Below are 17026 nucleotides of genomic sequence, written 5' to 3' on the forward strand. Positions count from 1 at the left end.
CACGGGGTCCGGGTGGGAGGCGGGGCCGGTCTCCGTGCCGGCCGGCCCGGGGCCGGTCTCGGTGCTCACAGCATCAGCTCCGATCGGTGACGGGGGTGCAGCCGCTCCCGCCACGCCCCCGCCAGGCCGGCGATGGCCAGGGTGGGGACGATGAGGAAGAGGCCGGGGAAGAGGGTCGGCCACCACTGGCCGGCGAGGAGGGAGCCGCGGGCCGTCTGCACGAGCGTGCCGAGGCTCGCCGTGTGCGTGGGCAGGCCGAGGCCGAGGAAGGACAGGGCCGACTCGTGCCACATGGCGTGCGGCACCATCAGCACGGCGGCCAGGGCGGCTTGGGGCACCACGGCCGGCAGCAGGTGCCGTACGGCCACCCGCCACCGGGACGCCCCGCCGGAGACGGCCGCGTCGATGTAGGGCCGCGAGCGCAGCGACAGCACCTCGGCGCGCACGATGCGGGCGGTGGACAGCCAGTGCGTGAGCGCGACCGAGATCACCACGGGCCACACCCCGGGCCGGAACATCGCGACGATGAAGATGCCGAGCAGCAGGTGCGGCACGGAGGAGAACGTGTCGACGACCCGCATCAGGGCCCGGTCGGCCCAGCCGCCCAGCGCCCCGGCCGCCGCGCCCACGGCGGTGCCGACGACGGTCGCGGTCACCGCCGCCGCCACGCCGACCAGCAGCGAGACGCGCAGTCCGTAGACGCAGCGCAGCAGCAGGTCGCGGCCGACCTCGTCGGTACCGAACGGGTGCCGCGGCGAGGGGGGTTGCAGCTTGGCGGCGAGGTCGACGGCCTGCTGGTCGAGCTGGGCCAGCGGCGGTACGAGCAACACGGCCAGGACGGTCACGGCCACCAGCGCGGCGGAGGTGCGCACGCGCAGGGCGCGGGTGGAGCGGCGCCTGGGTCCGTGCGACCGCCAGGCGCTCTCGGCCGGGGAGGCGGCGGGCGCCGGTGCGTCACATGTCACTGAGCTTCACCCTCGGGTCGAACAGTCCGTAGAGCAGGTCGGCGAGCAGGTTTCCGGCGAGCACGGCGGCGGTGGCCAGGGCCGTCAGCCCGGCGAGCAGCGGGAAGTCGACGGCGGTGGCGGCCTCGACGGTGGCGGCGGCTATGCCCGGCCAGCTGAAGACGCTCTCCACCAGCAGCGCACCGGTGATGAGTTCGGGCACGCGGGAGCCGATCAGCGTCAGCACCGGCAGCAGCCCGGAGCGCAGGGCGTGCCCGAGCAGCACGGTGCGTTCGCTCAGGCCGCGGGCGCGGGCGCCGCGCACGGGGTCCTCGGCGAGCGCGTCGCCGACGCCCTGGCGGACGTACAGCGTGAACCAGGGCAGCTGGGAGATCGCGAGGACCCCGGCGGGCAGCACGAGGTGACTGGTGACCTGACCGAACGTCACCCGCTCGCTGCCGGTGTCGGTCAGCCCGCCGGCCGGCAGGACGTCCCACTGGAGGGCGAACAGCCAGATCGCGAGCAGCGCGATCCAGAAGACCGGGGCCGCCTCCAGGGTGTAGGCGAGGGAGGTGACGGCCCGGTCGACGGCCGAGCCGGGGCGCCGGGCGGCGAGCACGCCGAGGAGCGTGCCCACCAGCACGGCGGCGGCGAAGGCGACCGCGCACAACAGCGCGGACCACACGAGCCGTTCGCCGATCACCTGGGCGACCGGCTGGCGCAGCACGCTGGAGTGGCCGAGGTCGCCGGTGAGCGCGGAGGTCAGCCAGTCCCACCAGCGCGCGGCGAAGGGCCGGTCCACGCCGAGGTTGTCGCGCAGCCGGTCCAGGGTCTCCTGGTCGGCGCCGAGGGCGGCGGTGCCCGCGTAGGCCTTGACGGGGTCGAAGGGGGAGGCGGCGGCGATGGCGAACACGCCGAAGGTGACGACGAGCAGGACGGGGACGGCGAACAGGGCCCGCCGTCCCGCCAGCCGTGCCATGGCTCCCCAGGGCGGACGGCTCATTTCTTCGGCTGCCAGTCCTCGATGTTCCACCAGGGCCCGCTGGCGAAGCCGTGCTCGTGCGGCTCCAGCTGGGTGGTCAGGCCGTCCCAGCGGTCGGCCAGGACGTAGAGGTGGTCGATGTGGGTGAGGAAGGTGTAGCCGGGGTCCTGCACCAGGACGCGCTGCACCGTGGCGTAGGCGGAGCGGCGCTGGTCGGGGTCCTGGCCGCGGCGGGCCTCGTCCAGGGCGCGGTCCACGGCCGGGTTGTCGTAGCGGGCCATGTTGTTGAAGCCGTCACCGGCGACGGAGGAGTGCAGCAGGGTGTACAGGCCGAAGTCGGGGTCGCCGGTGCTGCCGAAGCCGGCGAGGACGGCGGTGTCCTTCATGCGCGGCTCGATGACCTCCCAGGTGGCGCTCTCCACACGCACGTCGATGCCGGCCTCCTTGGCGTCGGAGGCGTAGGCGAGGGCGTGGTCCTGGCGGACCTTGTCGCCGGAGGGGTAGAGCAGGGTGAAGGAGGCCCGCTGTCCATCCTTGGCGCGGATGCCGCCCGCGCCGGGCTTCCAGCCGGCCTCGTCCAGGATCTTCTTCGCCCTGCCGAGGTCGTGGGCGCGTTCGACGGCCTTGCTGAAGGCCGGGTCGTCGGCGGGCAGCGGCCCGTAGGCGGGACGGCCCGCGCCGTCGAGGATCCGGTCGACCATGGCCTCGCGGTCGACGGCGGCGTCGAGGGCCCGGCGGATCGCGCGGTCGCCGGTGACCTTGCCGGCGGTGGGGAGGGTGACGGCCCGGAAGTCGTAGGAGCGGGCCCGGTAGGTGCGCTTGCCGTCGTCGTTCTTGAAGGTGGCGGCGAGGTTGGGCGGGAGGACGGCGCCGTCGAGGTCGCCGGAGCGCAGGCGGGTGGCGCGGACGTTGTCGTCGGCGACGATCGCCATGGTGAAGCTCTTCACCTTCGGCGCGCCGCCCCAGTAGCGGGGGTTGGCCTTGAAGGTGAGCTTCTCGCCCTTGCTCCACTTCGACAGCACGTACGGTCCCGTGCCGACCGGCTCGGTGTTGAAGGACCCGGTGTTCGGGTCCTGCCTGCCCGCGAGGTGCTCGGGGACGATGGGCAGGACCGTGCGGGCGGCGAAGGGGGCGTAGGGGTACTTGAGGGTGAAGACGACCTGGTCGTCGCCCTTGGCCCGGACCTCCTCGACGGCGTCCAGCTCGCTCTTGAAGGTGTTGTTCGTCTTCGCGTCGAGCACGGTCCGGTAGGTGTAGACGACGTCGGCGGCCGTCAGCGGCTCGCCGTCGCTGAACTCGACGCCCTCGCGCAGGGTGAAGGTGTACGTGCGGCCGCCGTCGGTGACCTCGGGCAGCGCGGCCGCCAGGGCGGGCTTGAGCTTCAGGCCGGCGTCGCGGGCGAGGAGCCCGTCGAAGATCTTGGAGTTGCCGTCCTTGCCGTAGCCGAGCAGCGGGCTCAGCGTGTCCGGCTCGGAGGCCACTCCGATGACGACGGATCCGGCGGACGCGCCGTCGCCCGAGCCACCACTGCCCGGCGCGGAGCAGGCGGTGACCGCCGCGGCCAGCGCCGCCGTGACGGCGGCCCCTCGTATCCGACGGGTCGACATGTGACCTCACACCCTTGTTGCGCTAGTCAGGTTGTTGCCAAGACTTCGCAATTAAACAGCCAAGGGGGGTGGTCGCGCACCCTCGTGGCGCGGAGGAGCCAGGTCACCGACGCACGGACCGGCGGCGGGCGCCGAAGCCGGGCCCGCCGCCGGTCCGTTCAGGTGGCGCCTCAGCCCTGGGTGAGGGTGATGTCCTGCCCGGAGGTCGCGTGGAACGTGGGCAGCGGCAGGCCGCTGAAGGTGCGCAGTTCCATCAGGGTGGCCTCGACGCGGGCGGCGCCGGGCACGAGCACGCCGGGCGCGGGCCGGCCCGTGTTCACCCAGCGGTGCACGGCACCGTCACACACGGCCCGGGTGCCGCCGACGCCGTAGCGGGTGGTGGACAGGCCCTGGCTCAGGGAGGAGCTGACGAAGACGGGGCCGCTGGAGCTCGCGCAGCGGTAGGTGCCGGACAGGGTGACGGTGCCGTCGGCGGCGATGCGGCCCACCGCGTCGACGGTCACGGACTCGTACGGGGCGACGGCGGACGCGGCGGCCGGGGCCGCCTGGGCGCCGGTCAGCGCCAGCAGCGCGGCACCGGCCGCCGCGCCGAGAAGGGGACGTACACGCATGGGGAAACCTCCCGGAAGGAGTGGAATGACCGACTCCCACTCGTACCGGCCCTCCGGGCCGCCGCCCGTGACCCTCACCCCTTCGGTGGCGAGTCCGCACCGGGCGTCGTGGAACCGTCCGGGGAGTGTCCGGGGCGTGTCACACTTCCGCCCGCGCCGTTCCGGCGGGTCCGGGGCGGGAGGATGGTCGGAACGTACGCGTCGTTCGAACCGTTCGGACGGCCCTACCGACGTGGAGGTGCGCCATGTGTGCCCACCAGCCCCTGTGCCCCGCGACCGGCTCCCCCGCCGCGCACGTCGTCGCCGCCCGCCCCGAGCAGGGCTGGAGCCTGCTGTGCGACGGGACGATCGTCTTCGACGACGGCGGTGAACTGCTGCCGGACGGACGGGTGGTGGGCCCCCGCCGGGTGGACGTGCGGCGGGTGGCCGCCGCGGCCTGACCGGTCAACGGCGTCACGGCAGGACGGGGAGGCGGTCCGGGCGAGCGGCGTCACGGCAGGACGGGGAGGCCGTCCGGGCGAGCGGCTTCACGGCAGGACGGGGAGGCCGTCCGGGCGAGCGGCGTCACGGCAGGACGGCGAAGCCGTCCAGTTCGACCAGCGCCTCCTCGTCCCACAGCCGGACCACTTGGACGACCGCCATCGCCGGGTAGTCGCGGCCCGCGAGCTTCCGCCACCGGCGGCCCAGTTCCCGGGCGTGGGCGCGGTAGGCGGCGACGTCCGTGGCGTAGACGGTGACGCGCGCCAGGTCGGCCGGGGTGCCGCCGGCCGCCGCGAGGGCGGCCAGCAGATTGGCGAGGGCCCGCTCGAACTGCTCGGGCAGGGTCGCCCCGACCACCGTGCCGTCCGCGTCCAGGGCGGTCTGCCCCGCCAGGAACACCAGGCGGGAGCCGCTGGCCACCACGGCGTGGGCGAAACCGGCCGGCGGGGACAGCCGGGGCGGGTTGACGCGGTCGGTGCTCACCGGGCCTCCTGACGGGCGTACAGCTCCTTGGCGATGATGCCGCGCTGGACCTCGCTCGCGCCCTCGTAGATGCGCGGGGCGCGCACCTCGCGGTAGAGGTGTTCGAGCAGGTGGCCGCGGCGCAGCGCCCGCGCGCCGTGCAGCTGGACGGCCGTGTCGACGACGTACTGCGCGGTCTCGGTGGCGAGCAGTTTCGCCATGGCGGAGCGCCCGGGCACGTCCGGCGCGCCCGCGTCGTACGCCGTCGCCGCCGCGTAGACCATCAGCCGGGCCGCCTCGGTGCGCAGGGCCATCTCGGCGACCTGGTGGGCGACGGCCTGGAGGTCGCGCAGCGTGCCGCCGAAGGCGTCGCGGCGGGCGGTGTGGGCGAGGGTCGCGTCGAGCGCCGCCTGGGCCATGCCGACGGCGAAGGCGCCGACGCTGGGCCGGAACAGGTTGAGCGTGCCCATGGCCACCCGGAAGCCGCGGTCGACCTCGCCCAGCACGTCGTCGGCCGTGACCGGTACGCCGTCGAGGCCGAGCGCGCCGACGGGGTGCGGGGAGAGCATGTCCAGCCCGCGGCCGGTCAGCCCGGGGCGGTCGGCGGGCAGCAGGAACGCCGTGATCCCGCGGGCGCCGGCACCTGGGGTGGTCCGCGCGAAGACGGTGTAGAAGTCCGCCTCGGGGGCGTTGGAGATCCAGCACTTGTCGCCGGTGAGCCGCCAGCGGGCGGGGCCGTCGGGGTGGGCGGTCAGTCGCAGGGCCGCCGCGTCCGAGCCCGCGCCCGGCTCGCTGAGGGCGAAGGCCGCGATCGTGGTGCCGTCGGTCACGCCGGGGAGCCAGCGCTCGCGTTGGGCCGGCGTGCCGCAGGCGTGGACCGGATGGGCGCCCAGGCCTTGCAGGGCCAGGGCCGTCTCGGCCTCCGTGCAGGCCTGGGCGAGGGACTCGCGCATGAGGCACAGGCCGAGCGCGCCCGAGGTGAACAGGCGTCCGAGCAGGCCCTGCCGGCCCAGTTCGGCGACCAGGGCCCGGTTCACCCGGCCCGGCTCGCCCTTCTCGGCCAGGGGGCGCAGCCGCTCCGCGGCCAGGGCGCGCAGCTCGGCGCACCAGGCGAGTTGTGCCGGTTCGAGCGAGAATGCGGTCATCGCCGGTCCCTTCTCCGCCGCCCTGCTTCCGGCCGGGCCACTCCGAGGCTATCGCGTACCGTTGACTGTCGTCACCAAGGCGATACGCTCCAGGGGCGAGCCCACCACGCCGAGGGGGCGAACCGTATGCACGCACGGCGCACGGCCCACGTCGACACCTTCACGCGCGACCATCTGCCACCCCCGGACCAATGGCCCGAGCTCCGCTTCGACCTGCCGGAGCTGCGCTACCCCGAACGCCTCAACTGCGCCGCCGAACTGCTCACCGGCCAGCCCGGCGACCGCGACGCCTTCCTCACCCCCGGCGGTGAGCGGTGGACCTACGCCGATCTGCGCGCCCGGGTCGACCGCGTGGCCCACCTGCTCACCGGTGAACTCGGTGTCGTCCCCGGCAACCGGGTGCTGCTGCGCGGCCCCACCACCCCCTGGCTCGCCGCCTGCTGGCTGGCCGTGCTGAAAGCGGGGGCCGTCGCGGTCACCGTGCTCGCCCAGCAGCGCCCGCACGAGCTGAGCACGATGTGCGAGATCGCCCGGGTGCGGCACGCGCTGTGCGACATCCGCTCCGTGGACGACCTGGCCAAGGCGGAGGTCCCCGGCCTGCGGATCACGGTCTACGGCGGCGACGCGCCGGACGACCTCCTCCACCGCCCCGCGCCCCAGGCCCCGTTCGCGGCCGTGGGCACCGCGGCCGACGACGTGGCGCTGATCGCGTTCACCTCCGGCACCACCGGCCGCCCCAAGGGCTGCGTGCACTTCCACCGGGACGTCCTGGCCATCGCCGACACCTTCTCCCGGCACGTGCTGCGCCCGCGCGCGGACGACGTCTTCACGGGCAGCCCCCCGCTGGGCTTCACCTTCGGCCTCGGCGGGCTGGTCGTCTTCCCGCTGCGGGCGGGGGCGAGCGCGCTCCTGCTGGAGCAGGCGGGCCCGAGGCAGCTGCTGCCGGCCGTCGCCCGGCACCGGGTCTCCGTGCTGTTCACCGCGCCCACGGCGTACCGGGCGATGCTCGGCGAACTCGACGGCCACGACGTCTCGTCGCTGCGCCGCTGCGTCTCGGCCGGCGAGAACCTGCCCGCCGCGACCTGGCAGGCCTGGCACGAACGCACCGGGCTGCGCCTGATCAACGGCATCGGCGCCACCGAGCTGCTGCACATCTTCATCTCCGCCGCCGACGAGGACATCCGCCCGGGCACCACCGGCCTGCCGGTGCCGGGCTGGCAGGCACGTGTGCAGGACGCGGACGGCGCACCGGTGCCCGACGGGCGGCCGGGGTTCCTCGCCGTGCGCGGACCGGTCGGCTGCCGCTACCTCGCCGACCCGCGGCAGCGGACGTACGTGCGCGACGGCTGGAACATCACCGGGGACACCTACGTCCGCGATCCCGACGGCCGGTTCCGGTACGTCGCCCGCGCCGACGACATGATCATCTCGGCCGGGTACAACATCGCGGGCCCCGAGGTCGAGGACGCGCTGCTGCGCCACCCGGACGTGACCGAGGCGGCGGTCGTCGGGCGGCCGGACGAGGAACGCGGCCAGGTCGTGGTGGCCTTCGCCGTACTGCGGGAGGGCGCCGACCGGGACGCCGAGGCGCTGCGCGCCTTCGTGAAGGCCGAACTGGCGCCGTACAAGTGCCCGCGTGAGATCGTCTTCCTGGACGCGCTGCCGCGCACGGCCACCGGCAAGCTCCAGCGGTTCCGGCTCCGCGCCGAAGGCCTCGGCGCAGAACGCCCGCCCACCGAGGGCCACCGGGACTGACCCGTACGACCTAAGATGATCAACGTGTCCGACCAGCATGCACCACGGTCTCTCATCGTCACGCTCTACGGCGCGTACGGGCGCTTCGTCCCGGGCCCCGTGCCCGTCGCCGAACTGATCCGGCTGCTGGCCGCGGTCAGCGTGGACGCCCCGTCCGTACGCTCGTCGGTGTCACGGCTCAAAAGACGCGGCCTGCTCGTGCCCGCCCGCACCGCCCAGGGCGCGGCCGGGTACGAACTCTCCCCGGACGCGCGCCAGTTGCTCGACGACGGCGACCGGCGCGTCTACGCCGCCGCTCCGCCGGAGGACGAGGGCTGGGTGCTGGCGGTGTTCTCGGTGCCCGAGTCGGAGCGGCAGAAGCGGCACGTGCTGCGCTCGCGCCTGTCCGGCCTCGGCTTCGGCACGGCCGCCCCGGGCGTGTGGATCGCGCCCGCGCGGCTGTACGAGGAGACCCGGCACACCCTGCAGCGGCTGCGGCTCGACACGTACGTCGACTTCTTCCGCGGCGACCACCTCGGCTTCGCCCCGACCGCCGACGCCGTCGCCCGCTGGTGGGACCTGGCCGCCATCGCCAAGGAGCACGAGGCGTTCCTGGACCGCCACGCACACGTCCTGCGCGCCTGGGAGAAGCGCGAGGACACCCCGCCCGAGGAGGCCTACCGCGACTACCTCCTCGCCCTGGACTCCTGGCGCCACCTGCCCTACACCGACCCGGGCCTGCCCGCCGAACTCCTCCCGGCGGACTGGCCGGGGGGCCGCTCGTCGGCGGTGTTCCGGGGGCTGCACGAGCGGTTGCGGGACGCGGGGGCCGAGTTCGTGGGGCTGTGACACCGTCCCGTGACCTTCGCCGCGTTCAGGTGGACGGGCACGGCGGTGTGTCCTTGGCCATGTCGAGGACCGGACGGGCGCGCTGCGCACGGGTGTTGGGGCCCTCCAGGGCCGCGCACAGTGTGTCGTGCCACGCGGAGGGCGAGAGGCGGAGCGTCCGCGCCCCCTTCTCCGTGACCAGATGCAGGGTGTCCCCTTCGATCCGGGCCGCGTGCACGTTCTCGCCCCCGTCCTCGAGGCGACCGAGCGACTCACCGTCGTCCGGGGAGACCAGGCTGACGCCCGCCCCGTGGACGAGGAGCGTTCCGTCGGGTGCCACACCAAGAAAGCCGGTGGCTCCACTGATGGAACGGGTCGGCTCCTCCCGGCGCTCGCCGTCCACGTCCCACCACACCACGCGCCGCTCCTGGTCGAGCGCGGCGAGCCGGTTGCCGTCGGGTGTGAAGACCACCCACCGTTCCGCGTCCTCCTTCAGGAACGAACCACCCCCCAGCGGCCCTCCCTCCAGCCGAGCCACCCGCGTGCCCTGCCGGACGTCCCACACCTCGATCCTGCCGCTCTCGCGCCAGGGACCCGTGACCACGGCCACCTGGTGAGGACGGCCCGGCCTGGTGGTCAGCCGGCCGGTGTTCTGGAACATCCCCCGCTCGGCCGGAGTGTGCTCCAGCCGGACCGGGCCGCCGCTCTGCACCCCGGAGCGCGGGTCGAGGCGAACCAGCGTGTCGCCGAGGCACAGCAGCACGAGGTCGCCGTCGCCCGTCTGCACGATGTCCTGGGGCTTGTTCGCGGTCGGATCACCGGACCGGCCGCAGTCCCAGGTGATCCTGCGCGAGCGGAGGGTCTCGGTGTCGTACAGGCGGGCGTCGGTGGAGTCGTCGGACCAGACGAGCAGCGCGTCCTCGCCCTTACGGGCGACCCAGGTCAGGTGCAGTTCCCAGGTCTCGAGCTCGCGCGCCTTCTCGGGGAGGGACGCGTGCCGGGTGCGGGTTCCGGGGCCCGTGACGGCCAGCCGGCCGGCGTGCAGTCGTGCGGTACGCGAGCCGTCGGGCGAGAGAGCGGCGGCATCTCCTGCACGGGAGAAGAGTTCACTCACGACCGCGGGGACGGGCTCGGCGCGCGCACGGAGCAGGGTGTCCCCCTGGACCGAGAGAACGGTGCGGGGCCCGGACCCCTCTCCGAGGATCCCGAGCGTTCTGGTGCCGTCCCGGCCGGGGAGCGTGACGGACCAGTAACGGTCGCGCTCCCTGGGGTCACGGATCGTCACGGTCCGGTAGTAGCCCGTCTCCCCTGACACGGATGTGGAGTCGCGGTACAGGTGTGAGCCCGTCAGGTCCCGGGAATTCACGTCCCCGGAGTAGGTGCCGTTCGGCTGACGCCTGCCCGGAAGCAGTGCGTACCAGCGGAGACCGTCCGACAGATCCAGCCAGACACCCCGGTCCCGGTCGGCCGGCTGCTGGGCCAAGGCGTCCACGGGTCCGTAGACGCGGCGGACCTGCTCACCGGAGGCGGTCGAGTAGAGGTGCAGGGATTGCTTACCCCCCTCGCTACTGGCGACCGCTACGCGGCTGCCGTCTCCGGGCAGCCAGGCCGTGACCGGGTTCCGCTGGGCCACGACGCGCTGGGAGACGCGCAAGGCGCGGCCGCTGCTCGTGTCCCACAGCCGCAGGAGCGCCTTGCGGCCGTCGTCCTCGGGACGTGGTTGCTTGAACGGGAGGAAGTGCAGCAGCCGGGTGCCGTCGTCGGAGAAGTCGACGTACGGGTACTCGAGGCCGCCTCGGGCGGGCACAGCATCGGACAGCTGCCGCGGTGGTGCTCCGGCGGCGGTCAGATCCCACAGCAGCACCCGGCCGTCCGAGGTGACCAGGGCGTAGCGGCGGCCGTCGGCGCTGAGCGCGTCACGGACGTTCCCGACGCGCAGACCAGTGGGGACCCCGCGGAGCGGCGTTCCGTGGGGCCGGCCGCCGGCCGCGCCGGTCACCACGGTCGCCGTCAGATCCACGGCGCCGTCCCGGCGCGAGAGCACCACCATGCTGCGGCCGTCCGGGGACATCGACGTCCACTGCGCGGTCCCCGGCCACAGTCCGCTGTGCGACGACGTCACGTCCGCGGCGCGGACATACTGCCCGAACAGGGCCTGCTGGGACTGCGGGGTGTGCCGTGCGGTCCAGGCTCCGGCCGCGTAGCGGAACGCGCTGTCCGGCGAGCGGTCGGCCACATCGGTGGCGAGCGTGCCGAGTTCGGCTGCGGCGGCCGTGCGCAGTTGTGCCCGGTCCCGTTGGAGGGCCCGGTACGTGCTCACCGCGAGCGTCGACGCCAGCACGGCGAGCACCGTCACCAGGGCGGTCACGCTCCACAGCCGGCGCAGTCCCCGGCGCTGCCGCCGCCGGCCCGCCTCCAGATAGGCCAGCTCGATGCCGGTGAGGTCGTCGGGCCGGTCGGCGAGCCACTGCAACCCCTCGGCCAGGCGGGCTCCGTGGGGCAGCAGCCCGTCGGGGCGGCCCGCGCCGTCCCACTCGGCGGCGTCCCGTGCCGTGCGTTCGTGCCACTCCAGGAAATCGGCGTCTTCGTGCAGCCACGCCGCCGGGCGCTTCCACTCGCGCAGCAGCGCTTCGTGCACCACCTGCACCGTGCCGGCCTGTCGCCCGGCCGGGCCGGGGCTGTCGACGACGTCCCACACGAGCAGCCGGCGCCCGGCCAGGGCGCGGGCCAGCGCCGCCTGTCCCGGTGACAGCTGCCGGATCGGCGCGGCACGCCGGGTGAATCCTCCTTGGCCGTCGGGCCGGGCCAGTTGCCGGAACAGCCGCCGGGCGGTGTCCTCCGGGACCCCGGTCGAGGCCAGGCAGTCCCGCAGCGCCTCGTTCGCGTACTCGGCCAGCGCCTTGACGACACCGCCGGTCCGCTCGTAGGCGGTGTGGGTCATGGTGTGCGCCTTGCGCTGTTCCCACAGGCGTGTCAAAGCGAACTGCAACAGCGGCAGGCAGCCCGGTTCGTCCACGGCATCGGACACCAGACGCCGTGCGAGCCCTTCCTCCAGACGCAGGCCCGCGACCGCCCGCACCGGTTCCTCCACGGCCCGGGTCAGGGCTTCGGCGGTCATCGGCGCGAGGAACTGCACGGCGCCGTCCAACCGCGCCGATGTGTCAGCGGCGGTGAGGGCCTCCAGCGTGGCGGAGCGGGCGGTCAGCACGACGCGCAGGCCACCGCCCTGGGCCGGGTCCGGCGCCTGGGTCAGCGCCGACAGGGCGCGGAAGGCACGCAGCGCTCCCTTCGGAGAGGCCGCGGCGTACTCCTCGAACTGGTCGAGAAGCAACACGGCACCGCGCGCGCCGAGTTCCTGGGTGAGCCGGCCCCGCAGCACACGTCGCGCGGTCTCACCGCCGGCGCACGCCTCACGCACGTGCTCGAAGCGGTCACGCCGGGCGCCGTCGTCCGGAACGGCGTTGTGCCAGGCTGCCGTGACCGCTTCGGCGACCCAGGCGTCGGCGTCCTCGGCCGGTGCGCCGGCCGGGTCGGCGGGCTCGGGCACCCTCAGCGCCCATGGCGTCCCTTGCTTACGGACCGCTGTCAGCAGCCCTGCTCTGAGCAGGGACGACTTGCCGCTTCCGGAGGGGCCGACGAGAACCGTGAGGGGGCGCGCGTCCAGCGCCCGCACCAGTTTTCCCACCTCTTCCTCGCGTCCGTGGAAGTACCGGGCATGTTCGCTCTCGAACCGGGCCAGGCCGCGGAACGGGCAGGCCAGCGCGTCGGAGTCGGACAGCCGCTCCGCGGCGAGCAGGTAGGCGGTGTCGCTGATCGGCCCCTTGCCCCGCGTGGTGAGCATGCCGACGACTGCTTCTTCCTGAGGGTCCCAGACCGCGGCGCCGCTGAACCCCGGGCCGATGCGGACGCCCGGCGCGGTCAGGTCGAGCTGGATGAGGTCGGCGCGTTGCCGGCCGCGCACAGTGCCGGTCGCGTTCACCCCGCGGGGAACGCCCGGGGGGAAACCGAAGGCCCGGATGTCCCGGTTCCACTCCCCTGCGGAGCCGTCCGTGAGGGGGAGCGGCTCCGTCCCGTCGACGGTGGTTTGCAGACGCAGGTGAGCGATGTCGTCCTCGGGCCGCCACGACTCCACCACGGCGGCCACCCGTGGGCCCGCTTCCGCACCGGCGAGCAGGGGGAAGTCGACCACGACCGGCTGCAGGGGGCGGCTGCCGTCCGGCTCGGCCACGACGTGGGCGCATGTGCACAGCACGTCCTCGTCCAGGAGGAATGCCGCACCGACCGGCTCACCGTCGGGTGCGAACACCCGGGCGGCGCCGCGCTCGTACCGTGCCCGGCGCGGCAGGGGACTAGCCGGCATCGGTGGTTCCGGCGACGCTCGCGGCGTCCCACTCGACGCCGACGGTGAAGTGTGCCTCGGCCGCGGTCCTGGCCACGACCACACCCGCCTCGGCAGTCACCTTCACCCCGAACTCCAGCGTGATCCGATCGGGCCGGCGGGGCATGGAGCGCAGGGAGTCCACGATGTCCGAGACCGCCGGGCGGACCCGGTCGACGGCGCTGCGCAGGGTGTCCGCCGCACCCGTCACGTCATCCGCCGGACGCGGCCGGCGGATGGGTTCGTAGGGGTCCTCGGCCACAGGGCGCGGTAAAGCCGGTGCTGTGGTTTCGACGCGCAGCACAGAGCCGTCGTCGAGTCGGATGCTGGTGATGGCCGTCATCGGTGGCTGTCTGTCCTTCGGTGCCGTAGTGAAAGGATGACAACTCAGCGTAGTGACAGGTCGGTGCCAGGTAGGCAACCTCCGTCCCTCGGCGGGTGGTTCGGCTCAAAACCGCCGTCGTCTCACAGGCTCAGCCGCGGCTTCGGTGCGTCCGTGCGGCCCGTGCGGGGGCGGCGGCTGCCCGCGCCGTAGGGGGCCGGCCAGGGGGCGGCCGGGCCCGAGTAGCCCTGTTCGGCGGCCGCGTGCAGGGTCCAGTGCGGGTCGTACAGGTGCGGGCGGGCCAGGGCGCACAGGTCGGTGCGGCCCGCCAGGATCAGGGAGTTGACGTCGTCCCAGGAGGAGATCGCGCCGACCGCGATCACCGGGACCCCGGTGGCGTTGCGGATGCGGTCCGCGAAGGGCGTCTGGTACGACCGTCCGAACTCGGGCCGTTCGTCGGCGACGACCTGCCCCGTCGACACGTCGATCGCGTCCGCGCCGTGCGCGGCGAAGGCCCGGGCGATCTCCACGGCCTCCTCGGCGCTCGTCCCGCCCTCGGCCCAGTCCGTCGCGGAGATCCGGACGGTCACCGGCCGCTCCCCCGGCCAGGCGTTCCGTACGGCGTCGAACACCTCCAGCGGGAAGCGGAGCCGCTTGTCCAGGCTGCCGCCGTAGGCGTCGGTGCGGCGGTTGGTCAGCGGGGAGAGGAAACCGGAGAGCAGATAGCCGTGGGCGCAGTGCAGTTCGAGCAGGTCGAAGCCGGCGCGGGCGGCCCGGCCGGCGGCGGCGGCGAACTGCTCGCGCAGGTCGGTCAGCTGGGCGCGGGACAGCTCACGCGGCGTCTGGCTGAAGGACTTGTACGGCAGCGCCGACGCGGCCACGAGCGGCCAGTTGCCCTCCTCCAGCGGCTCGTCCATGCCCTCCCACATCACCTTCGTGGAGCCCTTGCGGCCGCTGTGGCCGAGCTGCACGCCGATCGCCGTGCCGGGGGCCTGCGCGTGCACGAAGTCCGTGATCCGCTTCCAGGCCTCGGCCTGCCGTCCGGTGTAGAGGCCGGCGCAGCCGGGCGTGATCCGGCCCTCCGCGCCGACGCACACCATCTCGGTCATCACCAGCCCGGCCCCGCCCAGTGCCCGCGCCCCCAGGTGGACGAGGTGGAAGTCGCCGGGAACGCCGTCGGCCGCCGAGTACATGTCCATGGGCGAGACGACGACCCGGTTGCGCAGGGTCAGGCCGCGCAGCCGGAACGGGGTGAACATCGGGGGCGTGCCGGGCGGGCAGCCGAACTCGCGCTCCACCGCCCGGGTGAAGTGCGCGTCGCGCAGGCGCAGGTTGTCATGGGTGACGCGGCGGCTGCGGGTGAGCAGGTTGAAGGCGAACTGGCGGGGCGGCTGGTCCAGGTAGTGGGCGATGTCCTCGAACCACTCCAGGCTGGCGCGGGCCGCGCGCTGCGTGGAGGCGACGACCGGGCGCCGCTCCGCCTCGTACGCGGCCAGCGCCTCGGGCAGAAAGTCCTGTTCCTCCAGGCAGGCCGCGAGCGCCAGGGCGTCCTCGACGGCCAGCTTGGTGCCGGAGCCGATGGAGAAGTGGGCGGTGTGCGCGGCGTCGCCGAGCAGGACGACGTTGCCGTGCGACCAGCGCTCGTTGACGACCGTGCGGAAGGTGGTCCAGGTGGAGTTGTTCGAGCGCAGGGGGCGGCCGTGGAGCGTCTCGGCGAAGATCTTGGCGCAGCGCTCGATCGACTCGGCCTCGTCGAGTTCGCCGAAACCGGCCGCGCGCCAGACCTCTTCGCGCATCTCGACGATCACGGTGGAGGCGTCCGGCGCGTAGGGGTAGCCGTGGAGCTGCATCACGCCGTGTTCGGTCTCGGCGATGTCGAAGCGGAAGGAGCCGAAGGCGAAGTCGGCGGCGAGCCAGATGTAGCGGCAGCGGTGTGCGGTGGCCCGGGGCCGGAAGACGTCCGCGTACGTGTCGCGGGTGGTGCTGTGGATGCCGTCCGCGGCGACGACCAGGTCGTGGGTGTGCGGGAGGTCGTCGGGCGCCTCGGTACGGAAGCGGAGGCGGACGCCCAGGTCGCGGCAGCGGGTGTGGAGGATCTCCAGCAGGCGCCGGCGGCCGAGCGCGGCGAACCCGTGGCCGCCGGAGGTGTGGCGTACGCCGCGGTGGACGATGTCGATGTCGTCCCAGCGGACGAAGTCCCGCTGGAGGGCGCGGTAGACGGTGGGGTCGGCGTGCTCTATGCCGCCGAGGGTCTCGTCGGACAGGACCACGCCGAAGCCGAAGGTGTCGTCGGGGGCGTTGCGTTCCCAGACGGTGATGTCGCGGGTGGGGTCGAGGCGTTTGAGGAGGGCGGCGGCGTAGAGGCCGCCGGGGCCGCCGCCGATGACGGCGACGCGCAGGGGGTGGTCCGGCCCGGTGTGCGACTGCGGGTCTCCTGTGGTTGCTCGCGCAGTTCCCCGCGCCCCTTGAGGTGCGTCCATTATCGTCCGCTCCACTTCGGCGGGCGCTTCTCGGTGAAGGCCGCGTGGAACTCCGCGTAGTCCTTCCCGGTCATCAGCAGGGCCTGGGTGGAGGCGTCCAGTTCGACCGAGGCCGCCAGGGGCATGTCCAGCTCGGCCGTGAGCAGCGCCTTCGTCTGGGCGTGGGCCAGGGCCGGGCCCTCCGCCAGGCGGCGGGCCAGTCGCTGCGCGGTCTCGTCCGCCCGGCCCTCCTCCGTCAGTTCGCTGATCAGGCCGATGCGCTCCGCCTCGGGGGCCCGGACCGCGTCGCCCAGCATCAGCAGGCGGGTCGCGTGGCCCAGGCCGACGACCCGGGGCAGGAGGTAGGCCGCGCCCATGTCGCCGCCGGACAGGCCGACGCGGGTGAAGAGGAACGCGAAGCGGGTGGTGGGGTCGGCGACGCGGAAGTCGGCGGCCAGGGCCAGCACCGCCCCGGCGCCCGCCGCCACGCCGTGCAGGGAGGCGATCACCGGGAACGGGCACTCGCGGATCGCGCGGACCACCTGGCCGGTCATCCGGTTGAAGTCGAGCAGCTGGGCGGTGTCCAGGGCGAGCGTGGCGCCGATGATCTCGTCGACGTCGCCGCCGGAGCAGAAGCCGCGCCCCTCGCCGGCCAGCACCAGGGCCCGTACGGACCGCTCCCGGGACAGCTCCGCGAGCAGGTCGCGCAGGTCGGCGTAGGCGCCGAAGGTGAGCGCGTTGAGCTTGGCGGGGCGGGCCAGGGTGACGGTCGCGACGCCGTCGGTGACGCCGACGCGCAGATGCTCCCAGCCGGGGGTGCGGGCGGCGGAGCCGGTGAAGGGACTCATGACGGGCGGCCTCCTCGGGCGGGCACTGCCTCTCTGAGCTCTACCCCTCGAAGCTATCACTCATCCGTGACTGTCGTCATGAGTGCGCGATAGAGCGTCCGGGTAGGAATCCGGTGAGCCCGGCGCCCGGCCTGGGCCGGTCACATCCGTCACAGATCGTCCACACCGGCGTAACGGTGGGAGCAGCCGTGCGCGGCACCGCGTTCACCTGGGTAAGCCGTCGGCA

General features: G+C 73.9%; 13 protein-coding genes. 3 read left to right on the plus strand and 10 right to left on the minus strand.

Translation table 11 applies throughout. The annotated features are described in order from the left end of the window. Positions 1-65: 65 nt before the first annotated feature. From ACF07N_RS19490 to ACF07N_RS19505, 4 genes are all read right to left on the minus strand, one after another. Complete coding sequence (locus ACF07N_RS19490; RefSeq protein WP_392114388.1) at positions 66-965, minus strand: ABC transporter permease; 900 nt, start codon at positions 963-965, stop codon at positions 66-68. Then, on the minus strand, positions 955-1923 hold the full coding sequence (locus ACF07N_RS19495) for an ABC transporter permease (RefSeq protein WP_392114391.1): 969 nt from the start codon (positions 1921-1923) through the stop codon (positions 955-957). Before ACF07N_RS19495 ends, ACF07N_RS19490 begins: the two co-directional genes overlap by 11 nt. 20 nt (positions 1924-1943) lie before the next feature. Next, positions 1944-3533: an ABC transporter substrate-binding protein gene (locus ACF07N_RS19500; protein WP_392114394.1), complete on the minus strand. Its 1590-nt coding sequence runs from the start codon at positions 3531-3533 to the stop codon at positions 1944-1946. Positions 3534-3703: 170 nt separating this feature from the next. Further along, positions 3704-4144 carry a DUF6299 family protein gene (locus ACF07N_RS19505; protein ID WP_392114397.1) on the minus strand — a complete coding sequence of 147 codons (441 nt, stop codon included), beginning with the start codon at positions 4142-4144 and terminating at the stop codon, positions 3704-3706. Positions 4145-4389: 245 nt separating this feature from the next. Here ACF07N_RS19505 and ACF07N_RS19510 point away from each other — a divergent pair, with 245 nt between their 5' ends. Further along, positions 4390-4584 (plus strand): DUF5999 family protein, encoded by a 195-nt coding sequence (locus ACF07N_RS19510; RefSeq protein ID WP_383330373.1) that lies wholly within the window; start codon positions 4390-4392, stop codon positions 4582-4584. 124 nt (positions 4585-4708) lie between these two features. Here ACF07N_RS19510 and ACF07N_RS19515 read toward each other — a convergent pair whose 3' ends face one another. Beyond that, positions 4709-5107: a RidA family protein gene (locus tag ACF07N_RS19515; protein WP_392114400.1), complete on the minus strand. Its 399-nt coding sequence runs from the start codon at positions 5105-5107 to the stop codon at positions 4709-4711. Beyond that, positions 5104-6231, minus strand: a complete 1128-nt coding sequence (locus ACF07N_RS19520) for an acyl-CoA dehydrogenase family protein (RefSeq protein WP_392114403.1) — start codon at positions 6229-6231, stop codon at positions 5104-5106. The genes ACF07N_RS19515 and ACF07N_RS19520 overlap by 4 nt, the downstream gene beginning before the upstream one ends. Before the next feature lie 126 nt (positions 6232-6357). Here ACF07N_RS19520 and ACF07N_RS19525 point away from each other — a divergent pair, with 126 nt between their 5' ends. Then, positions 6358-7986 (plus strand): AMP-binding protein, encoded by a 1629-nt coding sequence (locus ACF07N_RS19525; protein ID WP_392114406.1) that lies wholly within the window; start codon positions 6358-6360, stop codon positions 7984-7986. 15 nt (positions 7987-8001) lie between these two features. Further along, positions 8002-8814, plus strand: a complete 813-nt coding sequence (locus ACF07N_RS19530; RefSeq protein ID WP_392114409.1) for a PaaX family transcriptional regulator C-terminal domain-containing protein — start codon at positions 8002-8004, stop codon at positions 8812-8814. Positions 8815-8839: 25 nt separating this feature from the next. On the opposite strand, the gene ACF07N_RS19535 is transcribed toward ACF07N_RS19530, so the two are convergent. The 4 genes from ACF07N_RS19535 to ACF07N_RS19550 all read right to left on the minus strand — a co-directional run bounded on the left by ACF07N_RS19535 (position 8840) and on the right by ACF07N_RS19550 (position 16800). Next, positions 8840-13153 carry a trypsin-like peptidase domain-containing protein gene (locus ACF07N_RS19535; RefSeq protein WP_392114411.1) on the minus strand — a complete coding sequence of 1438 codons (4314 nt, stop codon included), beginning with the start codon at positions 13151-13153 and terminating at the stop codon, positions 8840-8842. Then, entirely contained in the window at positions 13143-13514 is a 372-nt protein-coding gene (locus tag ACF07N_RS19540; protein WP_392114413.1) for a CU044_2847 family protein, read from the minus strand. The genes ACF07N_RS19535 and ACF07N_RS19540 overlap by 11 nt, the downstream gene beginning before the upstream one ends. A 122-nt stretch (positions 13515-13636) precedes the next feature. Further along, complete coding sequence (locus ACF07N_RS19545) at positions 13637-15973, minus strand: bifunctional salicylyl-CoA 5-hydroxylase/oxidoreductase (RefSeq protein ID WP_392114415.1); 2337 nt, start codon at positions 15971-15973, stop codon at positions 13637-13639. Then, positions 15973-16800, minus strand: coding sequence for an enoyl-CoA hydratase family protein (locus tag ACF07N_RS19550; RefSeq protein WP_392114418.1), 828 nt, complete (start codon positions 16798-16800; stop codon positions 15973-15975). The genes ACF07N_RS19545 and ACF07N_RS19550 overlap by 1 nt, the downstream gene beginning before the upstream one ends. Positions 16801-17026 lie beyond the last annotated feature (226 nt).

It is taken from the genome of Streptomyces sp. NPDC015242 (assembly GCF_043079125.1).
In the GTDB taxonomy this organism is placed as follows: Bacteria; Actinomycetota; Actinomycetes; order Streptomycetales; family Streptomycetaceae; genus Streptomyces.

Bases quoted from the DNA above. Each gene is read 5' to 3' on its own strand.
- ACF07N_RS19525 (WP_392114406.1), top strand. From the start codon at position 6,358: ATGCACGCACGGCGCACGGCCCACGTCGACACCTTCACGCGCGACCAT.
- ACF07N_RS19530 (WP_392114409.1), top strand. From the start codon at position 8,002: ATGATCAACGTGTCCGACCAGCATGCACCACGGTCTCTCATCGTCACG.
- ACF07N_RS19505 (WP_392114397.1), bottom strand. From the start codon at position 4,144: ATGCGTGTACGTCCCCTTCTCGGCGCGGCGGCCGGTGCCGCGCTGCTG.
- ACF07N_RS19545 (WP_392114415.1), bottom strand. From the start codon at position 15,973: ATGGACGCACCTCAAGGGGCGCGGGGAACTGCGCGAGCAACCACAGGA.
- ACF07N_RS19550 (WP_392114418.1), bottom strand. From the start codon at position 16,800: ATGAGTCCCTTCACCGGCTCCGCCGCCCGCACCCCCGGCTGGGAGCAT.
- ACF07N_RS19510 (WP_383330373.1), top strand. From the start codon at position 4,390: ATGTGTGCCCACCAGCCCCTGTGCCCCGCGACCGGCTCCCCCGCCGCG.
- ACF07N_RS19500 (WP_392114394.1), bottom strand. From the start codon at position 3,533: ATGTCGACCCGTCGGATACGAGGGGCCGCCGTCACGGCGGCGCTGGCC.
- ACF07N_RS19520 (WP_392114403.1), bottom strand. From the start codon at position 6,231: ATGACCGCATTCTCGCTCGAACCGGCACAACTCGCCTGGTGCGCCGAG.
- ACF07N_RS19540 (WP_392114413.1), bottom strand. From the start codon at position 13,514: ATGACGGCCATCACCAGCATCCGACTCGACGACGGCTCTGTGCTGCGC.
- ACF07N_RS19535 (WP_392114411.1), bottom strand. From the start codon at position 13,153: ATGCCGGCTAGTCCCCTGCCGCGCCGGGCACGGTACGAGCGCGGCGCC.
- ACF07N_RS19495 (WP_392114391.1), bottom strand. From the start codon at position 1,923: ATGGCACGGCTGGCGGGACGGCGGGCCCTGTTCGCCGTCCCCGTCCTG.